This window comes from Ensifer sp. ENS09, from assembly GCF_014852425.1.
Classification (GTDB): Bacteria; Pseudomonadota; Alphaproteobacteria; order Rhizobiales; family Rhizobiaceae; genus Ensifer.
Genome location: NZ_JACVBP010000003.1, coordinates 1,031,983 through 1,057,841, shown reverse-complemented (window position 1 = coordinate 1,057,841; position 25,859 = coordinate 1,031,983). Strand labels below are relative to the sequence as shown.

Annotated in this window: 23 protein-coding genes; 5 read left to right on the top strand and 18 right to left on the bottom strand. The window is 63.1% G+C overall.

The genetic code is table 11. From position 1 onward, the window contains the following. Window positions 1-74: 74 nt before the first annotated feature. Entirely contained in the window at window positions 75-1,544 is a 1,470-nt protein-coding gene (locus IB267_RS20075; protein WP_210335944.1) for an ABC transporter substrate-binding protein, read from the bottom strand. A 56-nt stretch (window positions 1,545-1,600) separates the two neighbouring features. Further along, window positions 1,601-2,470, bottom strand: a complete 870-nt coding sequence (locus tag IB267_RS20070) for a DMT family transporter (protein WP_192449157.1) — start codon at window positions 2,468-2,470, stop codon at window positions 1,601-1,603. 230 nt (window positions 2,471-2,700) lie between these two features. Between IB267_RS20070 and IB267_RS20065 the strand changes: the two genes are divergently transcribed. The 3 genes from IB267_RS20065 to IB267_RS20055 are packed head-to-tail and all read left to right on the top strand — an operon-like array spanning window position 2,701 to window position 5,973. Then, window positions 2,701-3,897, top strand: coding sequence for an exo-alpha-sialidase (locus tag IB267_RS20065; RefSeq protein WP_192449156.1), 1,197 nt, complete (start codon window positions 2,701-2,703; stop codon window positions 3,895-3,897). Continuing rightward, window positions 3,894-4,850 (top strand): 4-hydroxythreonine-4-phosphate dehydrogenase PdxA, encoded by a 957-nt coding sequence (gene pdxA / locus IB267_RS20060; RefSeq protein ID WP_192449155.1) that lies wholly within the window; start codon window positions 3,894-3,896, stop codon window positions 4,848-4,850. Before IB267_RS20065 ends, pdxA begins: the two co-directional genes overlap by 4 nt. A 4-nt stretch (window positions 4,851-4,854) precedes the next feature. After that, a complete protein-coding gene (locus IB267_RS20055) occupies window positions 4,855-5,973 on the top strand; it encodes an iron-containing alcohol dehydrogenase (protein WP_192449154.1) in 1,119 nt (372 codons plus the stop codon). Window positions 5,974-6,031: 58 nt separating this feature from the next. Here the strand turns inward: IB267_RS20055 and IB267_RS20050 are convergent, their stop codons facing one another. Beyond that, entirely contained in the window at window positions 6,032-6,733 is a 702-nt protein-coding gene (locus IB267_RS20050; protein WP_043612357.1) for a FadR/GntR family transcriptional regulator, read from the bottom strand. Window positions 6,734-6,736: 3 nt separating this feature from the next. Next, on the bottom strand, window positions 6,737-7,765 hold the full coding sequence (locus IB267_RS20045; protein ID WP_192449153.1) for a four-carbon acid sugar kinase family protein: 1,029 nt from the start codon (window positions 7,763-7,765) through the stop codon (window positions 6,737-6,739). Here IB267_RS20045 and IB267_RS20040 point away from each other — a divergent pair. After that, window positions 7,755-8,180, top strand: coding sequence for a hypothetical protein (locus IB267_RS20040; protein WP_192449152.1), 426 nt, complete (start codon window positions 7,755-7,757; stop codon window positions 8,178-8,180). The genes IB267_RS20045 and IB267_RS20040 overlap by 11 nt on opposite strands. Window positions 8,181-8,192: 12 nt before the next feature. Here the strand turns inward: IB267_RS20040 and IB267_RS20035 are convergent, their stop codons facing one another. From IB267_RS20035 to IB267_RS19995, 9 genes are all read right to left on the bottom strand, one after another. Beyond that, on the bottom strand, window positions 8,193-10,364 hold the full coding sequence (locus IB267_RS20035) for an OmpA family protein (RefSeq protein WP_192449151.1): 2,172 nt from the start codon (window positions 10,362-10,364) through the stop codon (window positions 8,193-8,195). Window positions 10,365-10,788: 424 nt separating this feature from the next. Beyond that, window positions 10,789-11,226 carry an SRPBCC family protein gene (locus tag IB267_RS20030; protein WP_043612350.1) on the bottom strand — a complete coding sequence of 146 codons (438 nt, stop codon included), beginning with the start codon at window positions 11,224-11,226 and terminating at the stop codon, window positions 10,789-10,791. A 9-nt stretch (window positions 11,227-11,235) separates the two neighbouring features. After that, a complete protein-coding gene (locus tag IB267_RS20025) occupies window positions 11,236-12,069 on the bottom strand; it encodes a phosphoenolpyruvate hydrolase family protein (protein ID WP_192449150.1) in 834 nt (277 codons plus the stop codon). Window position 12,070: 1 nt separating this feature from the next. Then, window positions 12,071-13,279, bottom strand: coding sequence for a Tm-1-like ATP-binding domain-containing protein (locus IB267_RS20020; protein WP_192449149.1), 1,209 nt, complete (start codon window positions 13,277-13,279; stop codon window positions 12,071-12,073). 10 nt (window positions 13,280-13,289) lie between these two features. Continuing rightward, window positions 13,290-14,186: an ABC transporter permease gene (locus IB267_RS20015; protein ID WP_192449148.1), complete on the bottom strand. Its 897-nt coding sequence runs from the start codon at window positions 14,184-14,186 to the stop codon at window positions 13,290-13,292. A gap of 3 nt (window positions 14,187-14,189) precedes the next feature. Beyond that, window positions 14,190-15,182: an ABC transporter permease gene (locus IB267_RS20010; protein WP_246810720.1), complete on the bottom strand. Its 993-nt coding sequence runs from the start codon at window positions 15,180-15,182 to the stop codon at window positions 14,190-14,192. Window positions 15,183-15,211: 29 nt separating this feature from the next. Then, window positions 15,212-16,717 (bottom strand): ABC transporter ATP-binding protein, encoded by a 1,506-nt coding sequence (locus tag IB267_RS20005; protein ID WP_192449146.1) that lies wholly within the window; start codon window positions 16,715-16,717, stop codon window positions 15,212-15,214. Between the two features lie 19 nt (window positions 16,718-16,736). Beyond that, complete coding sequence (locus IB267_RS20000) at window positions 16,737-17,756, bottom strand: BMP family ABC transporter substrate-binding protein (RefSeq protein ID WP_192449145.1); 1,020 nt, start codon at window positions 17,754-17,756, stop codon at window positions 16,737-16,739. A gap of 68 nt (window positions 17,757-17,824) precedes the next feature. Then, window positions 17,825-18,664 carry an SDR family NAD(P)-dependent oxidoreductase gene (locus IB267_RS19995; protein WP_052201598.1) on the bottom strand — a complete coding sequence of 280 codons (840 nt, stop codon included), beginning with the start codon at window positions 18,662-18,664 and terminating at the stop codon, window positions 17,825-17,827. 113 nt (window positions 18,665-18,777) lie between these two features. On the opposite strand from IB267_RS19995, the gene IB267_RS19990 reads away from it, so the two are divergent. After that, window positions 18,778-20,187, top strand: a complete 1,410-nt coding sequence (locus IB267_RS19990) for a PLP-dependent aminotransferase family protein (RefSeq protein WP_192449144.1) — start codon at window positions 18,778-18,780, stop codon at window positions 20,185-20,187. Window positions 20,188-20,203: 16 nt separating this feature from the next. Here the strand turns inward: IB267_RS19990 and IB267_RS19985 are convergent, their stop codons facing one another. From IB267_RS19985 to IB267_RS19965, 5 genes are all read right to left on the bottom strand, one after another. Next, window positions 20,204-20,578: a cupin domain-containing protein gene (locus tag IB267_RS19985; RefSeq protein ID WP_245281576.1), complete on the bottom strand. Its 375-nt coding sequence runs from the start codon at window positions 20,576-20,578 to the stop codon at window positions 20,204-20,206. 208 nt (window positions 20,579-20,786) lie between these two features. After that, window positions 20,787-22,295 carry an amidohydrolase gene (locus tag IB267_RS19980; protein ID WP_192449143.1) on the bottom strand — a complete coding sequence of 503 codons (1,509 nt, stop codon included), beginning with the start codon at window positions 22,293-22,295 and terminating at the stop codon, window positions 20,787-20,789. Between the two features lie 58 nt (window positions 22,296-22,353). Next, a complete protein-coding gene (locus IB267_RS19975) occupies window positions 22,354-23,247 on the bottom strand; it encodes an ABC transporter permease (protein ID WP_192449142.1) in 894 nt (297 codons plus the stop codon). After that, window positions 23,244-24,281 carry an ABC transporter permease gene (locus IB267_RS19970; protein WP_192449141.1) on the bottom strand — a complete coding sequence of 346 codons (1,038 nt, stop codon included), beginning with the start codon at window positions 24,279-24,281 and terminating at the stop codon, window positions 23,244-23,246. Before IB267_RS19970 ends, IB267_RS19975 begins: the two co-directional genes overlap by 4 nt. Then, window positions 24,278-25,858 (bottom strand): ABC transporter ATP-binding protein, encoded by a 1,581-nt coding sequence (locus IB267_RS19965; RefSeq protein WP_192449140.1) that lies wholly within the window; start codon window positions 25,856-25,858, stop codon window positions 24,278-24,280. Before IB267_RS19965 ends, IB267_RS19970 begins: the two co-directional genes overlap by 4 nt. Window position 25,859 lies beyond the last annotated feature (1 nt).

Below are 25,859 nucleotides of genomic sequence, written 5' to 3'. Positions count from 1 at the left end.
AAATCCGGCGGCGGGATCATCCCACCGCCTTGATTGCTGTTGTGACTGGCGAACCTGTCGTTCGCCAGGGCAGATTACTTGATCTTGATCTCCGAGAGCTGCAGGGTCCCGTTGGTCGCCATCGTCGGCTTGAAATCGAGCCGCTCGGATACGCGGGAGAAGCCTACCATGTGGAAGAGCAGGACGTCGGCAACCACGTCGTCGTGCAGATAGGCGATCAGCTCCGACCAGAGCTTGGCGCGCTCGTCACCGACGGCAGCCGACGCACGCTTGATCAGGTCGTCGACCTTCGGATCGGAGAAGCCGGACTGGGTGCCTTCGGTTGCGTATTTGAAGAACATCGAGAACGACGGATCGCCCTTGGAATTGTCGTGCATGGCGGCAACGATCTGCGGACCACGACCTTCCTTGAAGGGCTTTGAGTAGTACTGCTCGTGCTCGGCGACCTCGACGAATTTCAGCTCGACCTTGAAGCCCACTTCCTCAAGCTGCGCCTGAATGGCTTCCATGATCTCGGTCACGTTCGGAAAGTTCGCCGAACGGGCGATGATGGTGATGGGCGTGTCGACCTTGACGCCATCGGCCTTGGCTTCCTCAAGCAGCTTCTTGGCGCCTTCCGGATCGTAGGGGAAGACCTTGACGTCGGGGTTCCAGCCAAGCGTCGGCGGCGGCACGATCGCGGTGGCAAGCAGCGCGCTTTCGGGAACCAGGGTGCCGAGGAAGGCCTGGCGGTCGATGGCGATGTTGAGCGCACGGCGGACACGAACGTCGTTCAGCGGCTCTATGTTGTGATCGATACGCAGGTAGACGGTTTCGCTGTCGAGGTAGGAAAAGTCCGTTGCCGGATTTGTGGCGTCGAGTTGCGAGATCGACGGCGAAAGGTCGGCTTCACCGGTCTGCACCATGGCCGCGCGCACCGACGGGTCGGCGCGGAACAGATAGGTGGCTTCCGTCACTTCCGGCTTTGCGCCCCAATAGTCGTCACGGCTGGTCAGCACGATCTGCTGGCCCGGGGTCCAGTTGGTCAGCTTGTACGGACCGGTGCCGACCGGTTCGCGCACGAACTCAAGCGGGGTTTCCTCCGGCACGATCGTGACGAGAGACATCAGCAACGGCAGGATCGGCTGAACCGGATCGGCCTTGAAATCGATCGTGTAGCCGTCGACGACCGTCGGGGTCACCGTGATGCCGCCGAAATAACGGCGCGATTCACAGGTGTTCTTGTCGCTCATGATGCGATCGAAGCTGTGCTTGACGTCCTTGGCGTCAAAGGTCGTGCCGTCGGAGAACTTGACGCCCTTGCGCAGGTGAAAGCGCCAGCTGCTGTCTTCGTTCTGCTCCCATTTTTCGGCCAGGCGCGGCATGACGCCCTTGTCGCCGCGAACGTCGAGTTCGGTCAGCGTTTCGCTGACGTTCTGCATGATGACGCGGCCGATGTTCGAGCGCGTGGCCATGCAGGGTTCGAGCAGATCGGCCTCCTCGGCCAGCACGATCTTGATGGGGCCAGACCCCGCGAATGCGGGCGATAGGGCCGAACTCAACATGAGCGCACTCAAGACGAATAGTTTCTTCACGGCATTTCCTCCCTAGTGAAATTCGTTCAGCTGGATGTTGCTTTTCCGGATCGCGCGGCGATCAGCGCCGCACAACCGATGAGCCCGCCGCCGCAAAGGGTGGTGAGGGCGATGTCTTCACCAAAAAGCGCGAAGCCGCCGAGCGCCACGAGCGGCAGGCGCAAAAAATCGACCGGCGCGACGATCGTGGCGGGCGCGAGCGAAAAGGCATGGGTCATCATGCCCATGCAGGCCGTTCCGACGACGCCCTGCAGCGCCAGAAGCGTCATCTCCCTCGTCCCCGGCATGGTCCAGAACGGCAAGGCGAAGAGAAGCGCGATCGGAACGGTCAAAAGGAGGTTCCAGACGACCAGCGTCGCGGTCTTGTCGCCCTTCGACATGGACTTCAGGATCAGCTGGATGGTCGACTGGAGCACCGCGCCGGTGAGCGCGAGAAGGATGGCGAGACTGAAGCCGGTTCCCGAGGGGCCGATGATCAGCATCGCACCCCCAAAACCGAGCACCACCGCACCGATCATGGCCGGACCAGGCCTTTCGCCCAGCGCCACTGCGGCACCGAGCAAAAGGAAGATCGGCGAGGTGAAGGCGATGGCCGTCACGTCGGCAAGCGGTCCCCAGCTGAAGGCAGCGAAAAAGGCGACCATGGCGAGCAGCTTGAAGCCGGCACGGACCGCATGCTGACGCAAGGGGTGGCTCGACCTCAAGACCGATGGACGCAGGGCAATCCAGGGCAGAAGGATGACCGCACCGAAGAAGGCGCGGAAGAAGCCAATGACGAAGGGGTGCACGGCGCCGTTCAGCGCCCGCACGATCACCGCGTCGGTGGCAGCAAGGATCGCTGCGCCGACCGCGAACATGACCGCCATCTGAGCCCCCTTCGGGCTGGCTTCCGGCATAAGACCTCCTCCCGGCATCCTCTTGCCGGCTTGCCCAGACCATCCACCTTTCACCAAAGTTTGTCAAATTAATTCGCGATGTAAATTTTATTATGACGCCATCTCTAAAAATATAAAAATAAAATCAGCATGTTAAGAAAGATGAAAAGAGAATTCATGCCGATTTGTAACTTTATCAAACTTGACAACTTTGAAAATTTGGTGATTTTCGAGGCAGACAGGAGGAACTCATGGACCCTGAAGAAATCGCCCGCAGCATGAACGGCCTGCTTCAACCCGTGTCGCCCGAGCGCATGGAAGCGCTGCTGCCGTCGCCGATGATCCAGAACCATGCTGCCTTCCTGCACCTGCTCTCAGACGGCGCGCTCGCCTGCGCCTGGTTCGGCGGCACGCTCGAGGGCAAGTCCGACATTTCCATCTTTGCTTCGGTGCTGCCGAAGGGCGCGACGCAATGGGGACCGCCACAGCGCCTGAGCTTCGATGCCGCGCATTCTGAACAAAACCCGGTTCTCTTCACCGCATCCGACGGCAGGCTGTGGCTCTTTCACACCTCCCAACCCTCCGGCAATCAGGATGAGTGCCGGATCCGGATGGCGGAAGTCCGTCGCGATCCGGCGGACCCGCTCGCGCTGACAACCACCGAAGGCCGCTATCTCGATCTTCCCCGCGGTTGCTTCATCCGCGCGCCGCTCGTGGCGCGAAGTGATGGCGCCTGGCTGTTGCCGATCTTCCGATGCGTTCAGCGCCCGGGCCAGAAGTGGAACGGAAGCCACGACACGGCAGCCGTTGGCATTTCCCTCGACCAGGGCGCGACGTGGCAGCTAAAAGAACTGGATCAGTCCATTGGCTGCGTGCACATGTCGCCAGTGTCGCTCGGCGAAGGCCATCTTGCTGCCTTCTTCCGCAGACGGCAGGCCGATTGGGTCTACCGGAGCGAGAGCCTCGATGACGGCCACTCCTGGTCCGCGCCGGAGGCGAGCGACGTCCCGAACAACAATTCCTCGATTGCCGCCCTGCGCCTGAAAGACGGCCGGATCGCGATGATCTGCAATCCCGTCAGTGCGGCCGACACATCGGAACGGCGCACCTCGCTCTATGACGAGCTCGGCGAGGACGACAATAGGCCTGACGCGGACCCGACGGGCGGCTGCGTGCCGATCTGGGGTGTCCGGCGCGCGCCAGTCTCTCTCTGCCTCTCTGAAGATGGCGGCAAGACCTTTCCCGTGCGCCTGCTGATCGAGGACGGCCCCGGCACCTGCCTCTCCAACGACTCGACCGACGGCCGCAACAAGGAGATGTCCTATCCCTGGCTGCTCGAAGGGCCGGATGGGACCATGCACCTTGCCTACACCTACCACCGGCGCGCCATCAAATATGTCCGCCTAGCCCCTGGCTGGGACCACGCCGACCAACGGAGACCTTCATGAGCAACATCATCGGCATAACCATGGGCGACCCGTGCGGCGTCGGCCCCGAGATTTCGGTGCGCGCGCTGGCCGACATGTCACAGCAGGAGCGCGACACGGTCCGGATCTACGGCAATCTCGCAACGCTCGAAGCAGCCCGGACCGCTCTCGGCCTTAAGGTCGATCTCGCCGGACATGTCGTCGATCTGCCGATCGAGGGGGCTCCGCTTGCCTGGGGACAGTTGAGCCCCGTCGCCGGCGACGCGGCCTTTCGCTTCATCGAAAAGGCGGTGCGCGATGCTGAAGCCGGTGTGATCGGCTGCATCGTCACGGCGCCCATCAACAAAGAAGCGCTGAACCTTGCCGGTCATCACTATGACGGCCACACCGGAATGCTGCGCAGCCTCACCGGCTCCAAGGCCGCTTACATGCTGCTTGCCTCCGAACGCCTCAAGGTCATCCACGTTTCTACCCACGTGGCGTTGCAGGAGGCGATCCGGCGCTCGACGACCGAACGGGTGCTCGCCACCATCCGCGCCGGCGACGCTCACTTGAAACGCATCGGTTATGCGGCACCCAAAATCGCGGTCGCCGGCATCAATCCCCATTGCGGCGAAAACGGCCTGTTCGGCACCGAGGACGACGAGCAGATCGCGCCGGCTGTTGCAGCAGCACGTGCGGAAGGCATCGATGCCTATGGACCGATTTCCGCGGATACGGTGTTCCATCGCGCCTATTCGGGCGCCTTCGACCTCGTGGTCGCGCAGTATCACGACCAGGGGCACATCCCCGTGAAGCTCGTCGCCTTCGACACCGCCGTAAACGTCTCGGTGGACCTGCCGATCGACCGAACCTCGGTCGATCACGGCACGGCGTTCGACATCGCCGGCAAGGGGATCGCCAACCACGGCAACATGAACTCCGCCATCGCCTATGCCCGCAAGCTGGTGGCAGGCGACGCCAAGCGAGGATGACACCATGACCATCGCTCCCATCACCCTTCATCAGCCGCGTCGCCTCGCCGTCGGCGCCGGCACGATCGCAGAGGTCGGCGCCTGGGCGGCCGATGCCAGTTCAGTGCTCGTCATCGCCACGCCGATCACCACCGGCTTCGTCGATCGCCTGAAGCTTTCCGGCCGCGTCACGGTGTTCGACGCCATTCCAGGCGAACCCGATGTCGACACACTCGATGCCGCACTCGACTTCGCGCGCCAAAACAAGCCGGACCTCATCGTCGGCCTTGGGGGCGGATCGGTGCTCGACGTTGCCAAGCTGGTTGCCGTGCTTTGGGACTGTCAGCAGACGCTTGCCGATGTTGCCGGACCGAACCGGGTTCTCGGCCGCAACACGCGCCTGGCCCAGGTCGCAACAACGGCAGGCACAGGCTCGGAGGCCGGGATCCGCTCGCTGATCACCGATCCTGCGAAGGGAAACAAGATCGCGGTCGAAAGCCCGCACATGATTGCCGACTTCGCCGTTCTCGATCCGGAACTCACCTATTCCGTGCCGTCAGCGGTAACCGCCGCGACCGGCGTCGATGCCATGGCCCATTGCGTGGAAGCCTTCACCAATCGCCGCGCCCATCCGATGATCGACGGCTTTGCCCGTATGGGCTTCAAGCTCGTCGGCAAATATCTCGCTCGCGCCGTCAGGGATGGATCAGATACCGAGGCGCGAGAAGGGATGATGCTGGCTTCCTACTACGGTGGCATCTGCCTTGGCCCGGTCAACACAGCCGCGGGCCATGCGATCGCCTATCCGCTCGGCACGCGGCTTCGCCTGCCCCATGGCCTGGCAAACGCCATCATCTTTCCGCATGTGCTCGCCTTCAACCAACCAGTTGCGGCGGGCAAGACGGCGGAAGTCGCAACGGCGCTGGGTCTTGGCGAAAATCTCTCCTCCCGGGAACTCCTGGGCGCTGCCCGTGGCTTCTGCCGTGACCTCGGCATCGAGATGTCGCTTGCCGCTCACGGCGCAAGTGCCGACGATTTGCCGCTCTATGCAAGCGAGGCCCATGCCAACCGAAGGCTGATGGACAACAATCCGAGCGACATGAGCGTGGAGGACGTGCTTGCCGTCTACAAGGCAGCCTTTTGAGCAATAGACCAATGCAAAAAACAAAACCCCGGCGTCTGCCGGGGTTTTGTTTTATCGATTACTTGGTCGCCTGGAACAGGCGTTCGCGGGATCCGGCAAGGTGGTCATGCATGAGTTGCCTCGCCTTTGCGCCTTCACGCGCGGCAATCGCTTCCGCGATCGCTTCGTGCTCACCGAAAACGCGCGTCAACCCGGTCGTCTCCCGTTTGACCGAGGCGCCATGAAACCGCATGCCGACGGCGATGTGGTCCTTGAGCGCTTCCATCGCCGTGAAGAAATAGCTGTTCTGGGCGGCGCGCGCGATCGCAAGATGGAACTGGAAGTCCGCATCCTCCCGGTGCGATTGCCGGTTGGTGGCGTCCCGCATCAGTTCCAGCGCCTGGCGGATGGCGGCCAAGCCGGCCGCGTCGTGTCGCTCCGCGGCGGCGGCGGCCGCCGCAGGCTCGACCGTCAAGCGGAACTCGTAGCAGTTCAGGAGATCGGCAACGTTCTCAAGCTGGCCGAAGCCCAGCGGCTCACGCATGCCGACGGCACGAACGAAGCTGCCGGCACCGCGGCGCGAATAGATGAAGCCCTGCTCGCGCAGTCGGCGCAGCGCTTCGCGGATGATCGGACGCGAAACCTCGAACTCGCTTGCCAGCTCGTGCTCGGTCGGCAAGCGCTCGTCCGGCTTGTAGGCGCCGGACTTGATCGCGCGGTGCATACGCTCAAAGACGAGATCGCCGAGGCTCTTGCGTGCTGTTCCGTTCTCCAGTCCCATCCGTCATCCCATCTTGCGGAGGACAGCCTCCGCGATTTCCTTAAGCGTGCCCGGCGCACCGAATCCGCCAGACTTGGCGATGATGCAACGTCCGTCGACCTCAGCCAAGCCCAGGCCGGGCAGGCATTCGCCCAGCAGGCGAAAACGCTGGATGCCCATCTTCTTCAATACCGCCTCGGCGGTTGCGCCGCCGGACAGAAGCAGTGTGCCCGCCCGTTCGACAAGGCCCGGACAAACGCTTTCGGCCAGCGCCTCGGAAACGGCCTCCGGCGTCACCTCCCCGTCGCCCGGCACCGCCTGAACAAGCGTGATTGCGCCGCCGGTATCGTCTGCGACCGAAAGCCGGCCGTTGGGCGCGGGCAAATAGGATACGGCAAGGCCGTCGCGAAGCGTGTCGATCTGGGCAAGGGTAATCGGATCACGAGACCCGATGACGAACAAGGCCGGGCCGGCCGACACCTCGGCAGCCCGCCCTTGTTGACCGCCACTCATCCTTTCGGCAAGCGCCTCGGCCAGACCACGCGCACCAATCAGCAGATCCGTGCCACTTCTTTCCGCATCCTGAAGTAAGGCACGCATTTCCGACTCGGTGGAGACATCCGGGATCACGGCCTTGGTCGCATGCGGGCCGAGCTTCTCGGCAATCGGAATGGGGGTATCGACCCCGAAGCCTTGTACGCTCCCAGACATGACGACCCGACCGAAGCCTGGAATAGCGGGCGCCACGAGCGCTGACCCGAAAGACATCGCGTCGAGTTCGGCAACGATGTTGCCCTTGAGACGGGAGTCGACCTTCTTGAAGATGCGCGAACCGGAAGGCAGCGCGGCGAGCGTGGCAACGGTTCGTTGCCTGGCCAATGCGGGGCTGAGCTCTCGCGATCCGAGATTGACCGAAACCACGTCCGGCCCCGTTTTCAGGACATCATCAATCGCCTCAGGTGCCAAAGCGACTTCGACATAAAAGCCCCTCGCGGCAAAGGGCGCTGCGGCATCCAGAGCGCCGGTCAGATCATCAGCGACAATGACGAGCATCTCAAAATCCAGACGATTTGTTGTTATCTTTAAATGTCCAGTTTATGTTGAAATGTCAATATTTTTCGAAATTAAATTACAAATCATGCGCGCTTTCCGCGCCGGGAGCGAGACGCCTGTTTTCGTCCTCGGGCTCCCGCGTGCCGATCGTCAGGAAGCGCGCGCCATAGCCTGGCAACAGCAGACCGTCCGCCAAAAGGCTGGAAAGCTCGCCCAAGAGGACTGCAGCGATTTCGGCATTCTCTTCGAAGAGGAAAGGGAACGGTCGAACAGGCGGCGCCTGGATGCCCGTTCCTCAGACGTTTTCACCAGCCGCACGGCTAAGCGTGCCACGCAGGATGACCGTCAGGTTCGCCACATCATCGGGTCGAACAATATTGAGCCTCCCTGCGCCGACGCGAGCGCCGTTGGCTGAATGTCGCGCGCACTATCGCTGCGCGACCGGGCGCACCAGTGGCGTCACGCGGCGGATGGTCACCCGGCGGTTCTCTTCCTCAGGCTCCTGCGTGCCGATCTTCAGGAAGCGTTCGCCATAGCCTTGCGTCACCAGGTTTTCCGCCGGGATGCCGTAGACTTCCGTAAGGAGAACCGCGACGGATTCGGCGCGCTCGTCGGAGAGAACGAGGTTCGACCGGTCAGAACCGACAGCGTCCGTGTGCCCTTCGATGAAGAAGGTTTCGCCGGGATCCTTGCCGAGCACCTTCTGCATGGCGTCCGCGACCGTTCGGAGCGTCTTTGCCTGTGACATCGACACTTCGGCGCTTCCCGTATCGAAGTGGATCGTGTCGAGATCGATGCGCCGGACCTTGTCACGGAGGCGCGCCGAATTGCGGACCTCGTCGATCGTATAGACGCGCTCCACGCGCTCGACCGGCGGTTCGGACAGAAACGTGTAGTAATCCCGATCCGGTTCCTGCGAATAGTCGACGATGTAATCGTCGACCGGGATCGTCAGGCGCATCGGCGGCAGGTCATAACCGACGTCGACGATCGCCGGGCGCCGTTCGTCCTGGTAATCCGGCGCGTACATCAGCACATATTCGTTGCCGTCGCTGTCGACACGCGAGCGCTGCAAGACGTCACCATAGCGGTCATAGACGGTGACAATCCGGTAGCCTCCCGGGCGCACGATCGTTTCACGCACGCGGCCGCGCGGAAGTTCGTCGTAGTACGCTTCCTGCGCATCGTGGCGCAGGCGCGGGCGATCGTCGCCACGCACGAAGATCTGGTCGCCAACGCCAAGGACGACACGATCGTCGAGCCTCTCGACCACGTGCACCTCGTTCACATCCTTGTTCCTGGTGTTGTTGACGGTCCTGTTGTTGATCACCGTATTGTTGATGACGGTGTTGTTGATGATGTTCGTTGTGTCCGGAACCGCAAAGGCAGGCGCCGCTTCAACGCGCCGGCCCTCCTCCTTGATCGCCGCCTCGATCCTCTGCGGGGCCGCCTGCCGAACCTCGGCCGGGATCTCGGCCTGGGCGGCGGCGTCATCCGTCGGCGGCGCCACGGTCTTTTGCTCGGTGCGCAGCTCTTCGCGCTGCTTGCGCCGAGCCTCGCGCGCCCGGTCGCCACCCGACTTGTCGGCATCCTTGTCGCTGTCGAGCACGGCGGCACCGTTATCGACCGGAAGCACGACGGTTTCGTCGGTCGCCGCCGGGTCCTCAGCGATCTTGCGCTTCTCAGCCTTCGTGCGCTTGTCGACGACGACAGGTGCAGGCTTGCCCTGAGGCTCCTCACGCTGACGCTGCTCGGCAGTCGCGGGCTGTTTAGAGCCTGGAACCGGCTGCTGCTCACTCTCGCCGGTCTGTGGCGCCGGCTGTTCCGTGGACGGTGCGGCACGCTGTTCGGGCGCCTTCTGCTCGTCCGGCTGCTGACCTTCAGCTTGCTGCTTGCGTTTCTTGGGCGCTGGGACCTGCTCCTCCTCAGTGTTCTGCGGAGTGCTCTCCTCCATGGCAGGCTGCTGTCCTTCCGCTTGCTGCTTGCGCTTCTTGCGTTCAGGCGCCTGTTGCTCCTCAGCCTGCCGCGGTGCCACTTCCTCGGCGCCAGGCTGCTGCTCTTTGGCCTGCTGCTTGCGCTTCTTGCGCTCAGGTGCCTGTTGTTCCTCGGCCCGCCGCGGAGCGCCTTCCTCGATGGCGGGTTGCTGTTCTTCGGCCTGCTGCTTGCGCTTCTTTCGCTCGGGCGCCCGTTGCTCCTCGGTCTGCCGCGGTGCCACGTCCTCGGCGCCAGGCGGCTGCTCTTCGACCTGTTGCTTTCGCTTCTTGCGTTCAGGCGCCTGTTGCTGGTCGGCCTGTCGCGGTGCGCTTTCCTCGGCGCCGGGCTGCTGTTCTTCAGCCTGTTGCTTGCGCTTCTTGCGAGACGGCTCTTCCGTCTGGCGCTGCGGCTCCTCGGCCTGCGGTTCTGCCTGCCCTTCCTCGGCGGCCTGCTGCTTCTTGCGCTTCTTGAGCAGCAGCAAGTCCTCGGGCGACTGCTGATCGACCCCTTCCTGCGCGACCTGGAACGGCGCCCTCAGGCTCTCGGCCAGCGCCGGCTGAATCACGAGTGATGCGGCGAAGACTGGAAGGGCGACCGTTGCGAAAAGTTTGGAAGGAATCGACATGACTTTCACTCCTCTTACTGGGAGGTCCCGGCGCCCGTCGGCGCCGTACAACGGCGCGCGTTACGTGGCAGCACAAGAGGGGCCATCACCCACGCCTTCGACTTTTGTGTCCGTCAAAGGCTAGTCCCAACGCAGCAGCGCGCGAACGGTTCCGCGTGATAGACCCGTTGCGAAACTGCTGACTGCAGGTTCGGACGGTCATTCCCAGGGATCGAAGAGGCAAAAGTGAGGCGTTGTCGGCCAGGTGTGCGGGCGGCTGTCACCGATCATGCAGGCGGAGGTCGTGGCGATCCGCTTGAGCTGCCGCCCACCCAGAATATCATTGGGTCGGCCGTGTTGTCGCGCGCCGTCGTCCGGTGGCCGTTACAGTCGTAGGCATTTGGCGGGTGGCGAAACGTTCGCGCCACCCGCCAAACGAACATGTCTACCCGGCGAGCTTCGCCCGGAGCGCCGACCAGCCGGCTGCAAAGACATGCGTAGAGATGATCTCCACGTACTTTCCGGCATCCTCCGGTGCCTCGTCGAAAACGGCGGTCCATTCGACAAAGGTGCGGTTGCCGTCGGTGATCGGAAGCAGCCTGATCCCCGCAACATAGTTCGTCACCGGAAAGGCCGGTTTCACGAAGCTGTAGGAGAGCGAATGCTCGCTATCGCTGAGGGCAAGGAGCTGCTCGCGAACATGGGCTCCATCCTGAAGATAGAAGGAGCGCACGCAACCGACTTCGGCACTGCCTCGTCCCTCTTCGATTTCACTGCTGGCGATGGCCGGGTGCCAGGTCGCCAGGCCGTTGAAGTCGCGAACGATCTTCCAGACGGTCTCAATCGGCGCATCGATCACTGCGCTTGCATATGCCTTTGCCACATTTCCCTCCTAGTGCTGGATGACAAGTTTCTTGAAGGCCTGCGTCTGGGCGACGAGGGCCTTTTCGACCGGAAGACGCTCCATGCTGGATGCGCCATAAAACCCGTGGCAACCCGGGCACCGCTCGAGGATGTAGCGGGCATCCTCCGGCTCGGCGATCGGGCCGCCATGGCACAGGACGATAATGTCGGGATTGACGCTTCGGGCCGCAGCCGCGATCGCGTTGACCTCATCGACACAGGCCTCAAGCGTCAGCGCGGTGTCAGCGCCAATCGCGCCGCCGGTCGTCAGCCCCATATGGGCGACGACGATGTCTGCCCCCGCCTCCGTCATGGCCCGGGCATCGTTGGCCGAAAACACATAGGGCGTGGTCAGCATGTCTTTGCTGCGCGCCAGGCGAACGAGGTCGACCTCCAGGGCGTAACCCATGCCCGTCTCTTCGAGATTGGCCCGGAAGGTGCCGTCGATGAGACCCACGGTCGGAAAATTCTGAATGCCGGCGAAACCGACGGCCTTCAGCTGGTCCAGGAAGAAATCGAAGTTGCAGAACGGATCCGTGCCGTTCACGCCGGCAAGAACCGGCGTGTGCTTGACCACGGGCAGCACCTCGCGTGCCATGTCGAGCACGATCTCGTTGGCGTTGCCATAGGCAAGGAGGCCGGCAAGCGACCCTCGTCCGGCCATGCGGTAGCGGCCGGAGTTATAGATGACGATGAGGTCGATCCCGCCGGCTTCCTCGCATTTGGCCGAAAGGCCGGTGCCAGCGCCGCCGCCGATGATCGGGATCTTCGCTTTGATCTGCTGGCGAAATTTGTCCAGCAACTGGCGTCTTTCAAACTTCATACTAACTGCCTCTACTGATTTCGTTGAAATGACGAAGGATTTCGGAACTGAATTCGGGCGCATTGATCGCGTACGGCACGCGCAGGACGCGACGCTCGTCGGTCTGCTCAACCGTATTTTCGATGGCGGTGAACAGGGCCTCGTCTGCCTCCGGGTCGTGGAAAGGCTGGCCCGGTGCATCGAGCAGCGACACCCCGCCCATCGGCAGAAGGAAGCGAACCGGACCGATGCTGCGGTTCAGGCGCTCGCCGATCCATTTGCCCATCGCGACATTCTCGTCGACCGTCGTGCGCATCAGCGTGATCTGCGGGTTGTGCACATAGAGATTGCGGTGGCGATACTTCTCCGGAACCGTCTCGAGGCCGGCGAAGTTCACCATGTCGAGGGCGCCGCAGGATCCGACATAAGGAAGGTCCGATTGGGCAAGGAAGCCGAACCGCTCTTCGGTCGCCGGCAAGATGCCGTCAAACAGCAGATCGCACACCTCAGTGGTGGTGATGTCGAGAACGCCTGCGAGATAGCCGGACGAAGCAAGCTTCTCCATCGACTGCCCGCCGATGCCGGTCGCGTGGAACACCAGGCATTCGTACCGGTCGCGCAGCTGCTCGACGACCTGGGTGACGCAAGGGGTGGTGACGCCGAACATCGTCAGGCCAAGCGCCGGCCGGTCGTCCTGCTCGGCTTCCCGCCGGTTGCGCACCATTCCGGCGATGGAATTGGCGGCATTGGCAAGGACGGTTCGCGAGATCCGGTTGAGGCCGGCGATATCCGTGATCGAATTCACCATCGCGATGTCGTTCGGACCGACATAGGCGCTGACGTTTCCGGCCGCCACCGTCGAGACCATCACCCGCGGCGTTCCGACCGGCAGGGCGCGCATGGCCTGGGTGACGACCGCGGTTCCTCCGGATCCGCCAAGGCCTATGATGCCGCCGACGTCGTCACGCGACAGGATGAACCGTTCGAACGCCACCCCCATGGCGGAAACGGCGCTGCCGCGATCCCCGGTAAAGACGGCTGCGACACCGCCCGGATGGAAACCGGCTACCTCTCTCGCGTCGATATCGGCATCCGCCGAAGGCTTGGCGGTAGAAAGATCCACCAGAACCGCAGGCATCGATTGCGCCCTGATCAGCTCCGCCACGTAGCACAGCTCGTCACCCTTGGTGTCGAAAGTGCCCGCTACATAAATCGTCTTGGCTATACTCATTCATTCCTCCTCAGGTATTTCTTATCTTTCTCATCGCCCCGCGCAGGCCGAGGCCGATCATCGCCAACAGGGTGATCGCGTAGGGCGCGATATCGGTGATCTGGTTCGGCAAGCCCTGGCCCTGCAGCCGGAGGCCGATCGCGTCTGCTAGACCGAAACCGAAACAGGCGAGCGCGATGCCGAGCGGATGGGCGCGCCCAAGCATGACGGCAACCACCGCGATCCAACCGCGACCGGCCGTCATGTTTTCGGCAAATAGGGCGACTGAGCCGAGCGCCAGCTGCGCACCCGCCAGACCGCACAGAGCGCCCGCGAGAAGCACGATCGCCGTCTGATAGCGGTTCACATTCGCGCCCATCGCTGCTGCTGCAGACGGCACTTCACCGATCCCCCGCAAGCGCAGGCCCCATCGCGTGCGAAACAGGTAGACGTTGAGGACGAGCACGAGCAGCCATGAGAGATAGACCAGCAGATTGTGCCCATCGGCGATGGCGCCGAGGACGGGAATCCCGGCAAGAGCGCCGATGCCGAAGCGCGGCAAGGCGATCACCGCGGGATCGACCAGTGTGCCGGTGACGCCGAAAAGCGCGCTCAGAAGATAGGTTGTCAGCCCTGCGGCCAGCAGGTTCAGCCCGATGCCGATCACGATCGGATCGCCGCCGAAGCGGGCGCCGCCGAGCGCAAGGGGGAACGCGAAGACCGCGGTGCAGACGACGGCGAACAGAACCGCAACCATCGGCGAGCCGAAGGCAACGCTCGCCGCGACCGCGGCGAAAGCGCCGACCAGCATCTTGCCCTCAAGCGCGATGTTGAAGACGCCTGCGCGCTCGCACAATGTTCCGGCCATCGCCGCCAGAAGCACCGGCGTCATCAGATCGAGGACCTGCGAAAGAAGCATGTTGAGCATGGTCTATCGCCTCTTGAAGAACACGGGACGTGCAGCGAGGCACAGAATGATCAGCGCCTGCAGAACCCATGTGAGGACAGCCGGAAGACCGAGCGCCCGTTCCATGGCGAAGCCCCCCACCTGCAGCGCCGCGAAGAACGCCGCGGTGACGACCGTCGCGATCGGGTTTGCCATCGCAAGAACCGCAGCCATCAGCCCCGACCAGGTATAGCCCGGCGCAAGCAAGGCCCCGTCGGTGAACCGGTACTGCTGCCCGAGGATCAACAGCGCCCCAACCAGACCGGCAAGAGCGCCGCTCAGGAATGCCACCTGCTGCGTCTGCCGCGGCAGGTTCGTGCCCAAGTACCCGGCGAAACGCGGATTAAGCCCAGTCATTCGCCACTCGAAACCGTTGACGCCATGTTTGTCGTTGACGATGACCGCAACCGCAACCGCGGCCATGATCAACATTCCGACGCTGACCGGCAGATCGAAAATGCTGCTTGGGAGGCGCGCCGCGGAGGCGACGCGATAGGTTTCCGGCATGCCCGTCGAGGGATCGCGCAACGGGTAGCGTACCAGATAGGATGTGACGCCGCGTGCGATGTAGCTGAGCAGGAGGCTCGTGATCAGAAACGGGATGGCGAGGCCAAGCTGAAGCACCGCCGCGATCCAGGCATAAAGCCCGCCCGCACAAATGGCGGCCGTCAAGGCGAGCACGGCCCGCACGGCCCCTGGTGCCGGAACGTAGAGCGCAACGAGCGCGGCCGCGAGCCCGCCCACCAACATCTGCCCGTCGCCGCCGAGATTGATGAGGCCGGCGCGAAAGGCAATTGCGGCGGCAAGACCCATGCCGATCAACGGGACCGAGCGGCTGAGCGTCTCACCCAGACCGCGCCCCAGAAGCGCACCCTGGACGATTTCCTGATAGACCGAGAGGGGATTGGCGCCGGTCGAAAGCACCACGAGCCCCCCAAGCACGACGGCGACCGCGATGGACAGCAAGATTGCCGTCAATCGAGATTTCGTCTCGAGACCAACTCCTGTCATGCCCCTGCCGCTCCCCCCATCATCCATCTCCCAATGGTGTCTTCGTTCATGTCTTTCCCACTGAGGCTGGCGTCAATACGGCCTTCAAACATCACGAGAATCCGGTCTGAGAGCGCCAGCAGCTCGGTGAGGTCGGACGAGACCACCAGAATGGCCCGGCCCTTGTCCCGTTCGGCGATCAGGGTCTTGTGGATGAATTCGATCGCCCCGACGTCCACGCCCCGTGTCGGCTCTTCGATGACGATCAGCGGCGACCCGTGCTCGATTTCGCGCGCGATGACGACCTTCTGCATGTTGCCGCCCGACAGCGATCCGATCGGCACGTCTTCCGAGGCGGCCTTCACCTTGAATTGTTCGATGAGCTTGCGGGCCTGCGCGCGGATCGCTTGCTTCTTCAAAAACCCGTAGCTCGACACCGCGGCCGTTCGATGCGTGCCGAAGGCAATGTTTTCGGCGATCGAAGCGGCCGGTGCCGTGCCCGTCAGGTGACGATCTTCCGGCACGTATGAAATGCCGACGGCGCGGCGTTCGGCGATCGAAAGCCCCGAAACGTTCCGCCCTGCGATGACGACCTCGCCGGTCGAAGCCTCAAGCCCGGTCACGGCCGAAATCAACTGCGGCTGCCCGTTTCCCGAAACGCCGGCGATCCCGACGATTTCGCCCGGCCGCACATCGAATGTGACGTCGTTTACCACGGCCACGCCGCCCTTTCGCACTGACAGGTTCCGCACAGAGAGCATCGGCTGTGCGGTCGGCGTGACCTTCGCGGCGACCGTCGGTGGCACGTTGCGTCCGACCATCGCGCGGATGATCTCCGCCTCGTTGGTCTGCCGGGTCGTCAACGCGCCCGAGACCCTCCCGTCACGCATGACCGTGATCTCGTCGGTGACGGCAATGACCTCGGGGATCTTGTGCGTCACCAGGATGAGAGCCATGCCCTGGCTTGCCAGATGGCGCATCGCCACAAAGAGACTGTCGCGCTCCTGCGGCGTAAGCACCGCCGTCGGCTCGTCGAGTATCAGTACCTTTGCCTGGCGCGAAAGCGCCTTCAGGATCTCGAGACGCTGGCGAATGCCCACCGCCAGATCCCGCACGCGGCTGTCGGGATTAATCTCCAGGCCGTGTTTTTCCCCGAGCTGCCGCACGACATCGCGCGCGGCAGCTGCGGAAACAAACGGCCCCTGTCCCGGTTCGTTCTGGAACACCAGGTTCTCCCAGACGGTCAGGTCGGGAAACTGCCTGAACGTCTGGTGGACCATGCCGACACCGGCAGCGATAGCACCGAGCGGGCTTGCGAAGTCCATCGCCTTGCCATCGATCCGGATCTCGCTGGCATCCGGCTTGAGCAACCCATACAGGATGTTCATCAGGGTCGATTTTCCCGCCCCGTTTTCTCCCATCAAGGCATGGATTTCACCGCTTTTGACCGAAAGGTCGATCCCGTCATTGGCAACGAGACTGCCAAATCGCTTCGAGATGCCCTTCATCTGGAGCAAGGTCATTGCTTCAGCTCCCGGACCGCTATTGGGCCATGGGGTCAGGCACGGTGATGGCGCCCGACACGATCTTTGCCTGGATCTCGGTCAGCTTGCCGATGACATCAGGCGCCTTGGCGATCATGCAGCCGGACGCGGCCAGGTCCTCGGACATGGCAACGAGTTCGAGCCCGCCTTCCGCCAGACCGAAGCTCTCGACAGGCTTAGCCGTGCCTTTCAGGATGCCGTCGATGGTTGCGGGAAGAACGACGTCCACGCGTTTGAGCGTGCTGTCGAGTATCGCGCCGGGCGCATCGCCGCATTGGTTGACGTCGAGGCCGATCGCCATCGCTCCCGGCTTTTCCGCCACCGCCTTGAACACGCCGCCGTTGCTGCCGGCCGCGACCGCGTAGATGCGGTCTGCTCCGTTGGAGAGCTGCAGGACCGCCTGGGTCTGTGCCCGCACCGGATCCTGGAAGGGATTGTCTCCGCCGATCCACGCCGTCGGCAGCACGTTGATGTCGGGGTTGGCAGCCTTGGCGCCGAGTTCGTAGGAATCCGTGTAGCGATGCAGGAACGGAATATCGAGCGCACCGATCACGGCCACCGTCTTGCTCTGTGACGTCAGGGCAGCTTCGGCCCCGGCGAGATAGGCAATTTCCTGTTCGCGGAACACCGCGCAATAGACATTCTCCGGTGCTTCCGGAATGCAGGTGTCGATGATTACGAACTTCGTTTCCGGGTTTTCCGGTGCCAGATCGGCAATGATGTCACCGAACTCGAAGCCCATGACCGTGACGATCGGGGCGCCCATGTCGATGGCGGCCTGAACGTTCTGACGGCGGGTCGACGGATCCGTGCCCTCGAATATGCGCGCTTTCGCCCCTTGAGCCTCGGCGGCCTTTTCGATCCCCGTCTTGCCGAGACCGAGGAACTTGTTCACGCCGATGCGGCTCGGTGTCACCAGGACATAGGACGTGTCGTCGGCCCTGGCGGACGCTGTCGTCGCCGCAACGGCGAGCAAGGAACCGAGGCAGATATGCAGGAATTTGCTGGTAGTCGTCATCTTGGACTCCATGAGCAAGTGTGTCGCGATGGTGGAACGCTGCGGACGCCGGTTCGTCGGCGCACCGATCAGTACGGCGTGTCGCCACCGTCGGCGTTGATCGCCTGACCGCGAATGATGATCGCGTCGTCGCTGAGCAGGAACGAAATCGTCCGCGCCACCTCGACCGGGTCGATATGACGACGCAACTGCGAGCTGACGAGCTGCTTGAAGACCTCGTCGGGCGCCTGCTTGACCAGGTCGCCATAGGCGACAGCAACCTCACGCAACATGTCCGTCGCCATGCCGCCGGGGCAGACGCAGTTGACGTTGATGTCCTGCGGCGCAAGCACTTCGGACAGAACGCGGGTGAAATTGATCATGGCCGCCTTGCTGGCGCTGTAGGCCAGCGACTGCGTATGGCCTTTCTTGCCGGCCTCCGAAGCGACATTGACGATCGCGCCCTTGATGCCCTTGGCAATCATTGCCTTGGAAACGAGCCTGGCTGCCTCGAACGCGCCGTAGACGTTGATGGAGAAGATGCGCTCCCAATCGCTCCAGGGCGTTTCGAGCGGATCGACATGGCGAACGATCGCCGCGCAGTTTACCAGCCCGTCGATTGCACCAAGGCGCGCTTCGGCTTCCTTGATCGCAGCTGCGATCGAGCCTGCATCGGCCAGGTCGACGACAACGCCGGACAGCGCCTTGCGGTCATGTCCCAGGCTCGCGATAGCCTCTTCCAGGGCTTGCGCACGGACATCGCCGATGACGACCGAGGCACCCTCGGCAACGAGCAATCCTGCAGCCGCCTTGCCGGCGCCGCCCGCACCGCCAAGCACCAGGTAGCGCTTGTTCGCATGCGAGCGCGTCGGCGCAACCTGCCTTACGGCCAACGGGGCATGTTCGCCCCTCGTGGCAAAGGAACCCATATATCCTCCCTTCGAGCCTCCGCTTGGAAACTCTTCCTCTCTGTTCTCCGGGAACCACGTTGCTCCAGTCACGGGGATCTGACAAAGTCCACTTGTCGAGAAGTGGATCACACATGAACAGGATTTCTCCCGCCCGCATCGGCCGGCTTATCGGCAACTGGCGAACCCCAGACGGCAAGGTCAGCGAGCAGCTCAGTCTTTCGATCGGCAGATTGATTACGGCAAGGGAATTGCCCGTCGGCGGTGTCCTGCCGTCGGAACGGGCGCTGGCGACGGCGCTTGCGGTCAGCCGCGGGACGGTCGTGGCGGCCTACGGCTCGCTGCGGGACGCCGGGGTGCTGGACAGCCGCCATGGCAGCGGCCACCGCATCGTCGCGGCCGCGGCGCCGTCAGGAGCTGCGCACACGCGTTTGGCCGGCGAGATCCGGGCGCTGCCGCAGGACATCGACATGACGAGCGGCGCCCTGCAGCCGTCACCCATCCTGACCGAAATGCTGGCGGCGTTGAAAGGGGCGGACCTTGCCAGTGTGGCAGCAGGCCTCGGCTACGACGCCTCCGGCCTGCCGGCGCTGCGCTGGGCCATCGCGCGCTATTACGCGGACCTTGGGTTGCCGACTCATCCGGACAACATCCTGATTACCAGCGGCGCGCAGCAGGCCGTCTGGTTGCTCGCCAATGCTATGGTGGATGCGTCGGACGCGGTGGTGGTCGAAGACCCTGTCTATCGCGGTTCGCTCGAAGCCTTTCGCCGCCGCAACGCGCGGATCGTTCCGATCGCGGTGACCGACGAGGGCCTCGATATCGGCAAATTGGAGAAGGCACTCAAGAACCGCCCGAGGCTACTTTATCTCTTTCCCGAAGCGCACAATCCGACCGGTCGTTCGCTCAGCGATCAGAGCCGGCGTGAGCTCCTCGACCTCCTCGAGCGCTATCCGACGTTTCTGATCGAGGACGGCGCGCAGAACGAGCTTTCGACCATCGCCGGACGAACACCGCGCCCTGTGGCGGGACAAGCCAACACGGAGCTTGTCGCAACCATCGGCACGCTTTCGAAGCTATTCTGGGGCGGCCTGCGCATCGGCTGGATCCGTGCCGCGCCGCCGGTCGTGAAGCGCCTGGCGAGCTTCAAGGCGGTCAATGATCTCGGCTGCTCGATGTTCGATCAGCACCTGGCCGTCGGCCTGCTCGAGAACATTCGCGAGGCGCGGGTCTATCGTCACCGCGAGATTTCCGAGCATCTGGAGGCGGCAGAAAGGATCATCGCCGATCATGCGCCAGGCCACTGGCATTGGTCGCGTCCCTCGGGAGGGACTGCGATGTGGATCCACATGCCCGGCATCGATGCGGTGGCCTTGTGCCAGGAAGCACAACGCCATCGCCTGTTCCTGTCGGCCGGACCCGGCTATTCCGCGCGGGAAAATTTCGGCGACGTCATACGCCTGCCCTTTGTCCGCCCGCTGCAAACCATGCAGTTCGCAATCGAAACCATCTGCAGCCTGGCAGGCGGAAAATCCGCCGGCTAGGCGCCGCAACGCTTCGTTATTGTTCCAGGTTCACGTAGGAATCCGGGAAAAAGCGCGGCGTGCACAGGCAATAGAACTCCAGGTCGACCGAGCCTGTGTTTTCGATACGTTGCGCCGCACCGGCCGGTATCACCGCCTGATCGCCGACGCGCAGCTTCTGCTTGACCCCATCGACCTCGAGAATGCCCTCGCCCTGGCGAAGAACGTAGCGCTCGATCACACCGGTGAGGCTGTGCAGTTGCGTGGTAACCCCAACCTCCACCCGGGCGACGGCAAGCGACGCCTCGGGCGACGCGTCGCAATTGTGCAGTTCGGTGATGTAGCACCGTTCATCCGTCCAGAATTCTCCCTGACCGTTTGCAAATACGATCCCGCCTTTGTCGACAACCACGGCATTCCTCCTTCTTGTTGCGGACTGAACAGAACGGGGAACACCTGGATCGACAAGGACCACTTTTTATAAAGTGGTCCAGGGGCCATATGGTGTCGCAAATTTCGGCGCAGACGGCCCTGCCGGACCCCTTTGGCCTCATGCGGCCAAAATGCGCTGGCGGACGATCGGTGTTCTTGGCCGATATCGTGTGCTGCGCCAGTTTAGTTCACACCATATCGCCCTGGTATCGGTTGAGCGGGAGATCCATCCCGGTCGCCATGCGATGGATTTGTGCCATGGCGGGTTCGAAGATCGCATTGCGGCGCTCAAGCTCGGCATGTTCGGCAAGATAGGCCGGTACGAGCTCGGAAATCTCATTGAGCACGGCCTGTTCATCCACCGTGGTCAAACGACCGTCCTGCATCACAACCCGTCCGGCAACCATGACCGTCTCGATCGAGGATCCATTTTCCGAGTAGACAAGGTGCTTGGCGATATCATTGAGAGGCTGGAAGGGATAGTTGCGCATGTTCAGGACCAGGAGATCAGCCGATTTGCCGACTTCGAGGGAGCCGGTCACCTGCTCCAGCATCGCCGTTTTCGCGCCGCCGATGGTCGCCATGGCGAGAATCTCGTCCGCCTTCAGCCATCTCTCATAGTCGGGACCGGCAGCACTATGTACGAGACCGGCGACGCGCATGACGTCGAAGATGCGCGATGTATCGTTCGACGAAACGCCATCGGTGCCGAGGCCAACAGTGACGCCGGCATCGAGCAGGCGGCGGATCGGCGCGATGCCGGCGCCAAGCTTCAGGTTCGAGACGGCATTATGAGCGATGGAGACGCCCGCCTGCCCCATGAGCTCGATGTCGTCGTCGCTCACCCATACCGAGTGTGCGATGGTCGTATTGCGCTTTAGAAGCCCAAGGTCGTGCATGTAGGCGATCAGCGACTTGCCGTGTCGAACGAGCCCCGTTACCGCCTGCGTCTTGGTCTCGAGGATGTGCGTGTGGAACGGCACGTGTTTGTCCACCGCCAGGTCCATGCAGGCGGCCATGAGATCCGGTGTGCAGCGCTGCGGCGCCGACGGGGCGATCATGAACCGCAGGCGACCAGACATGCCATGCAGGCTGGAAAAGGCCGCTCGGCAATAATCCGCATAGGTTTCAGCCGACATCGGCGGGCCGAAATCAAGCAGCTCCTGCAGCGCCAAGGGCATGACCTCCCGCGCAAATGGCAGCGCATCGAGCGTATGCACATTCATCGCCGCGCTGGAGACATTGGCGCGGATGCCGGCATCGTCATAGGCGCGAAAGACGGTGGCGAGCCGGTCGAGATCGTGACGCGGCGGATCGAAAAAGTCGTCGCAAAGCGTCGTGACGCCGTTGCGCAGAGATCCCATCGCCAAGAGCAGGCTGCGCAGGTACAGCAAGCGCTCGCCGATCGGGTCATTCATCAATAGGGGATAGGCATAGAGCAGCCAGACTTCGAGCGGCATGCGCTCATAACGCCCCCGCAGGAATGTCTCGCTGGAATGCGTATGGGCATTGACCAGACCTGGCATTACCAACTTGCCACGCCCATCGATGATTTGAGCGTCGGGGCCAGCCGCAAGCCCCGACCCGATGGATTTGATCTCGGAGCCTTTGATCAGGATGTCGGCGGCAAACGGGGTGGCGCCGCGAGCACCGTCCATTGCAACAAGTGTCGCATTGCGGATGAGAATTTCGCGCATGACTACGTCCCGGAAATGACTGAACGATCCGATGATGGCGCCCGCCGCCACATCGCGACTATTGATCCCTGAGCTCGGCAAAAGAGCTTGCGCCCTTGGCTCCGCCGCGGAGCTTTCCGGACAGCCAGACCCCGAAGACCGTCGCCAGATACGGCAAGGCCTGCAAGAGGTCGTGGGGGATCCGGTCTCCGAATGTCAACTGCGCCCGGATGCCGATGGCGCCGACGATGGCGAAGAACAGGGCGGCGAAGGTGGCGCCAACCGGATGGGCAGCACCGAAGATGACCGCCGCAAACGCCATGAAGCCGCGACCGGCCGTCATGCCCTGGGCAAAGAATTGCAGGCTGCCCGCGGCAAGTTCCGCGCCGCCAATGGCGCACAGGACGCCGCCGATCGAAAGTGCTGCCAGCCGCATGCGCGAAGGGTCGGCGCCAACGCCGCGCGCAGCAAACGGATGCTCTCCGCAGGCGGCAAGCCGCAGGCCGAAACGCGTTCGCCGCAACAGCACCCACATGGCAAAGACGACGAAGGGCATGGCCGCGACCGCGACCGAAAGCACGCCATAGGAACCAAAGGCCGGCCCCAGTTTCGGAATGCCGAAGGGTGCCGTCACGGTTGCCTGGGTGCCAAAGATCGACTGGACGGCCAACGCCGTACCGCCGATGCCAAGGCCCGTCAGCCCGAGACCGGCGATAATGGGATTGGCCTTCAGCCTGTCGATGACGAACCAAAGAAGCACCGAGGCCAAGACGCAGGCGAGGATGGCTATCAGGATGGCAGCGCCAACGGACTTGGTCAGCATGATGCCGAGAATTGTTGCGCAGGCACCGATGATCATCAGTCCCTCGAGGCCGAGGTTCCAGACCCCTGCCCGTTGCGCGATAACGCCGGCGAGCGTGACATAGATCAGCGGCGTTCCGGAACGCAGAATGGAGATGATGATCTCGTTCATGTCTTGCGCCCTCCGAGACGCAGCACCCTATCGATGACGGTCGACCTTGCCGTTATGAACAGCGCGATCGCCGCATTGATGATGTCGATCGCCGCCGACGGCAGCCCGGCCATGATCGGCAGATAAAGCGCCGCCGACGCCAGCCCGCCGAAGAACACCGCGGCCACCGCCGTCCCGAGAACGGAGAGGTTGGCGACGAGCGCGATCAGGATCGCCGTGAACCCATGGGCTGGCAGGAAACCCGAGGCGATGCGGCCGTTCGGCCCCATGAACTCGATGGTACCGGCAAGACCCGCAAGCGCACCCGATATCAGGAAACTCGAGAGGCCGAGCTTGCAGAGACGTGCGCCCTGCCACTCCACCATGGTGCCGTTGCGACCGGCAAGGCTTGCCAGAACCCCGAAGGCGGTCCGGTTGACCAGCAGCCACATCAGGATGCCGACAGCGACCGCAATCGCGATGATCGTTGGCGAAAGACCGAGGGAATCCGAGATGCGGTAGGCCGGGTCCAGCGGACGGCTCGATGCCTGCTGACCGGAGCCCGAGGGATCCTTGAGCGGCCCCGAAGTGACATAGACGAGCAGCAGACCGGCCATGAAGTTGCCCATGAGTGTGGTGATGACCTCGTCGGTGCCGGAGCGAAGCCGCAGCAATCCCGGCCAGAGCGCCCAGAGTGCACCGCCGAGCATGCCGGCTAGAAGCAGGGTCGGGATCACGAGGAAGGCGGGCCCGCCTCTTACCGCTTCGGCTGCGAAGGCGGCGCAAATCGCACCGACATAGAACTGGCCCTGGGCACCGATGTTGAAGAATCCCGCGCGGAAGGAGATGCCGACACCGACGGCCGTTATGAACAGCGGCAGTGCCCATCGGAGACTTTGCTCGATCGCCCCGGTTCGGAGAAACGCCCCGTCGAGCACCGCCCAAAGTGTCACCGGCGCATTATAGCCGGCAAGCTGGAACACGAGCGCGCAAAGGATGAGCGCGAACGTCACGAAGATCAGGCTGCGAACGACGGTGATGAGACTGTCTTTCATGCGCTTGCCCCCGCCGCGGCACCGGTCATGGCCGCCCCCACAACGCTTATGTCGAAGGGCGCTTGGAACTCGCCATTCAGGCGTCCCGACAGCATCACCACGACGCGATCCGATATGTCGAAGAGCTCGTCGAGATCCGACGAGATCAAGAGTATGGCCGCGCCACGGTCGCGCGCTTGCCGCAGGGCCTGCCAGACGAAGGCGGTCGCCCCGATGTCGAGGCCGCGTGTTGGCTGAGCCGCAATAATCAGCTTAGCCTCAGAATCGATTTCGCGCGCAAGGATCACCTTTTGCGCGTTGCCGCCCGAAAGCGACCCGGCCCTCTGCCCGGAATTGTTATAGTGGACGCTCCACGCCTTTAGCGACCGGTCGCAAGCTTCGCGGATCGCAGCGGGCCGAATGCCCTTGAGCAAGCTCCCCTGCAACAGTTCGCGCGCGCTCCAGTTTTGCCAGAGGGAGCTCGTGAGGCTGAGGCCCTCCACATTGCGCTCGAAGGGAATGATCCGAAGCCCGAACTTGCGGCGTGCGGCAAGTGGCTGCCAGGTCACGTCGTGCCCAGTGAGATTGATCGTTCCGCCTTCGAGATCTGCGAGTGCGGAGATCGCCCGCACCAGGGTTTTCTGCCCATTGCCTTCCACCCCGGCGACACCGACGATCTCGCCCGGGCGGATCTCGAGGTCAACGGCATCGAGAGCGATGCCCCCGCTGTCCGGCCTCGTGGAGACGGCTTTCATCGAAAGGATGGCAGGCCCGACCGCATGCGTGTGCGGAACGGAGTTCCCATGCGCGGTTGGCTTCGTTCCGACCAATGCATCGCGGTCTTGGCCACCGAGCGTCTTGGCTATGGCCTCCCCGACGATGAGGTTGGCCAGCCGCTCACTTGAAACTTCCGCCACCGGCAGCGGCCCTTCAACCTTCCGGCCGCCCCGCAACACCGTGACTGTGTCCGCGATGCCCAGCACCTCGCGGATCTTGTGCAGGATAAGGATGACTGTGACCCCACGTTCCTTAAGGCGGCGAACGCGCGCGAACAGCATGTCGATGCCGGCCGGGGACAGGACCGCGGTCGGCTCGTCGAGAATGAGGACGCGCGCATCCGTGACCAGGGCGCGGGCAATCTCTATCCCCTGCTGTGTCTCGATCGGGAGGTCCCTGATCCGCCGGTTCAGATCGACCTGAACGTCGAGACCCGCAAGATGCGACCGCCATTTTTCAACGAGACCCCTGCGGCTGAAGACGCCGCCCTTGCCCGTTGCGCCAAATTCCATGGCTTCGGCAACCGTGAAGGACGGCGGCAAGGCAAAGCTCTGGTGGACGAGTTCCACCCCGGCGGCCCGGCTTTCGCTGACCTGCCCCGTCCGGATGTCGTGTCCCATCACATTGACGGCGCCGGAAGTGGGCTGGACCAGGCCGGCCGCCACGCGGGCAAAGGTGGTCTTGCCGGCGCCGTTCTGACCGACAACCGCATGGATTTGCCCCGGCGCGAACGAAGCTGAAACCTCCGACAACGCCGTCACGTCTCCGAATTTGACGGTGACGTTGCGGCACTCCAGAGCCGATTTCGCAGATTTGGACATT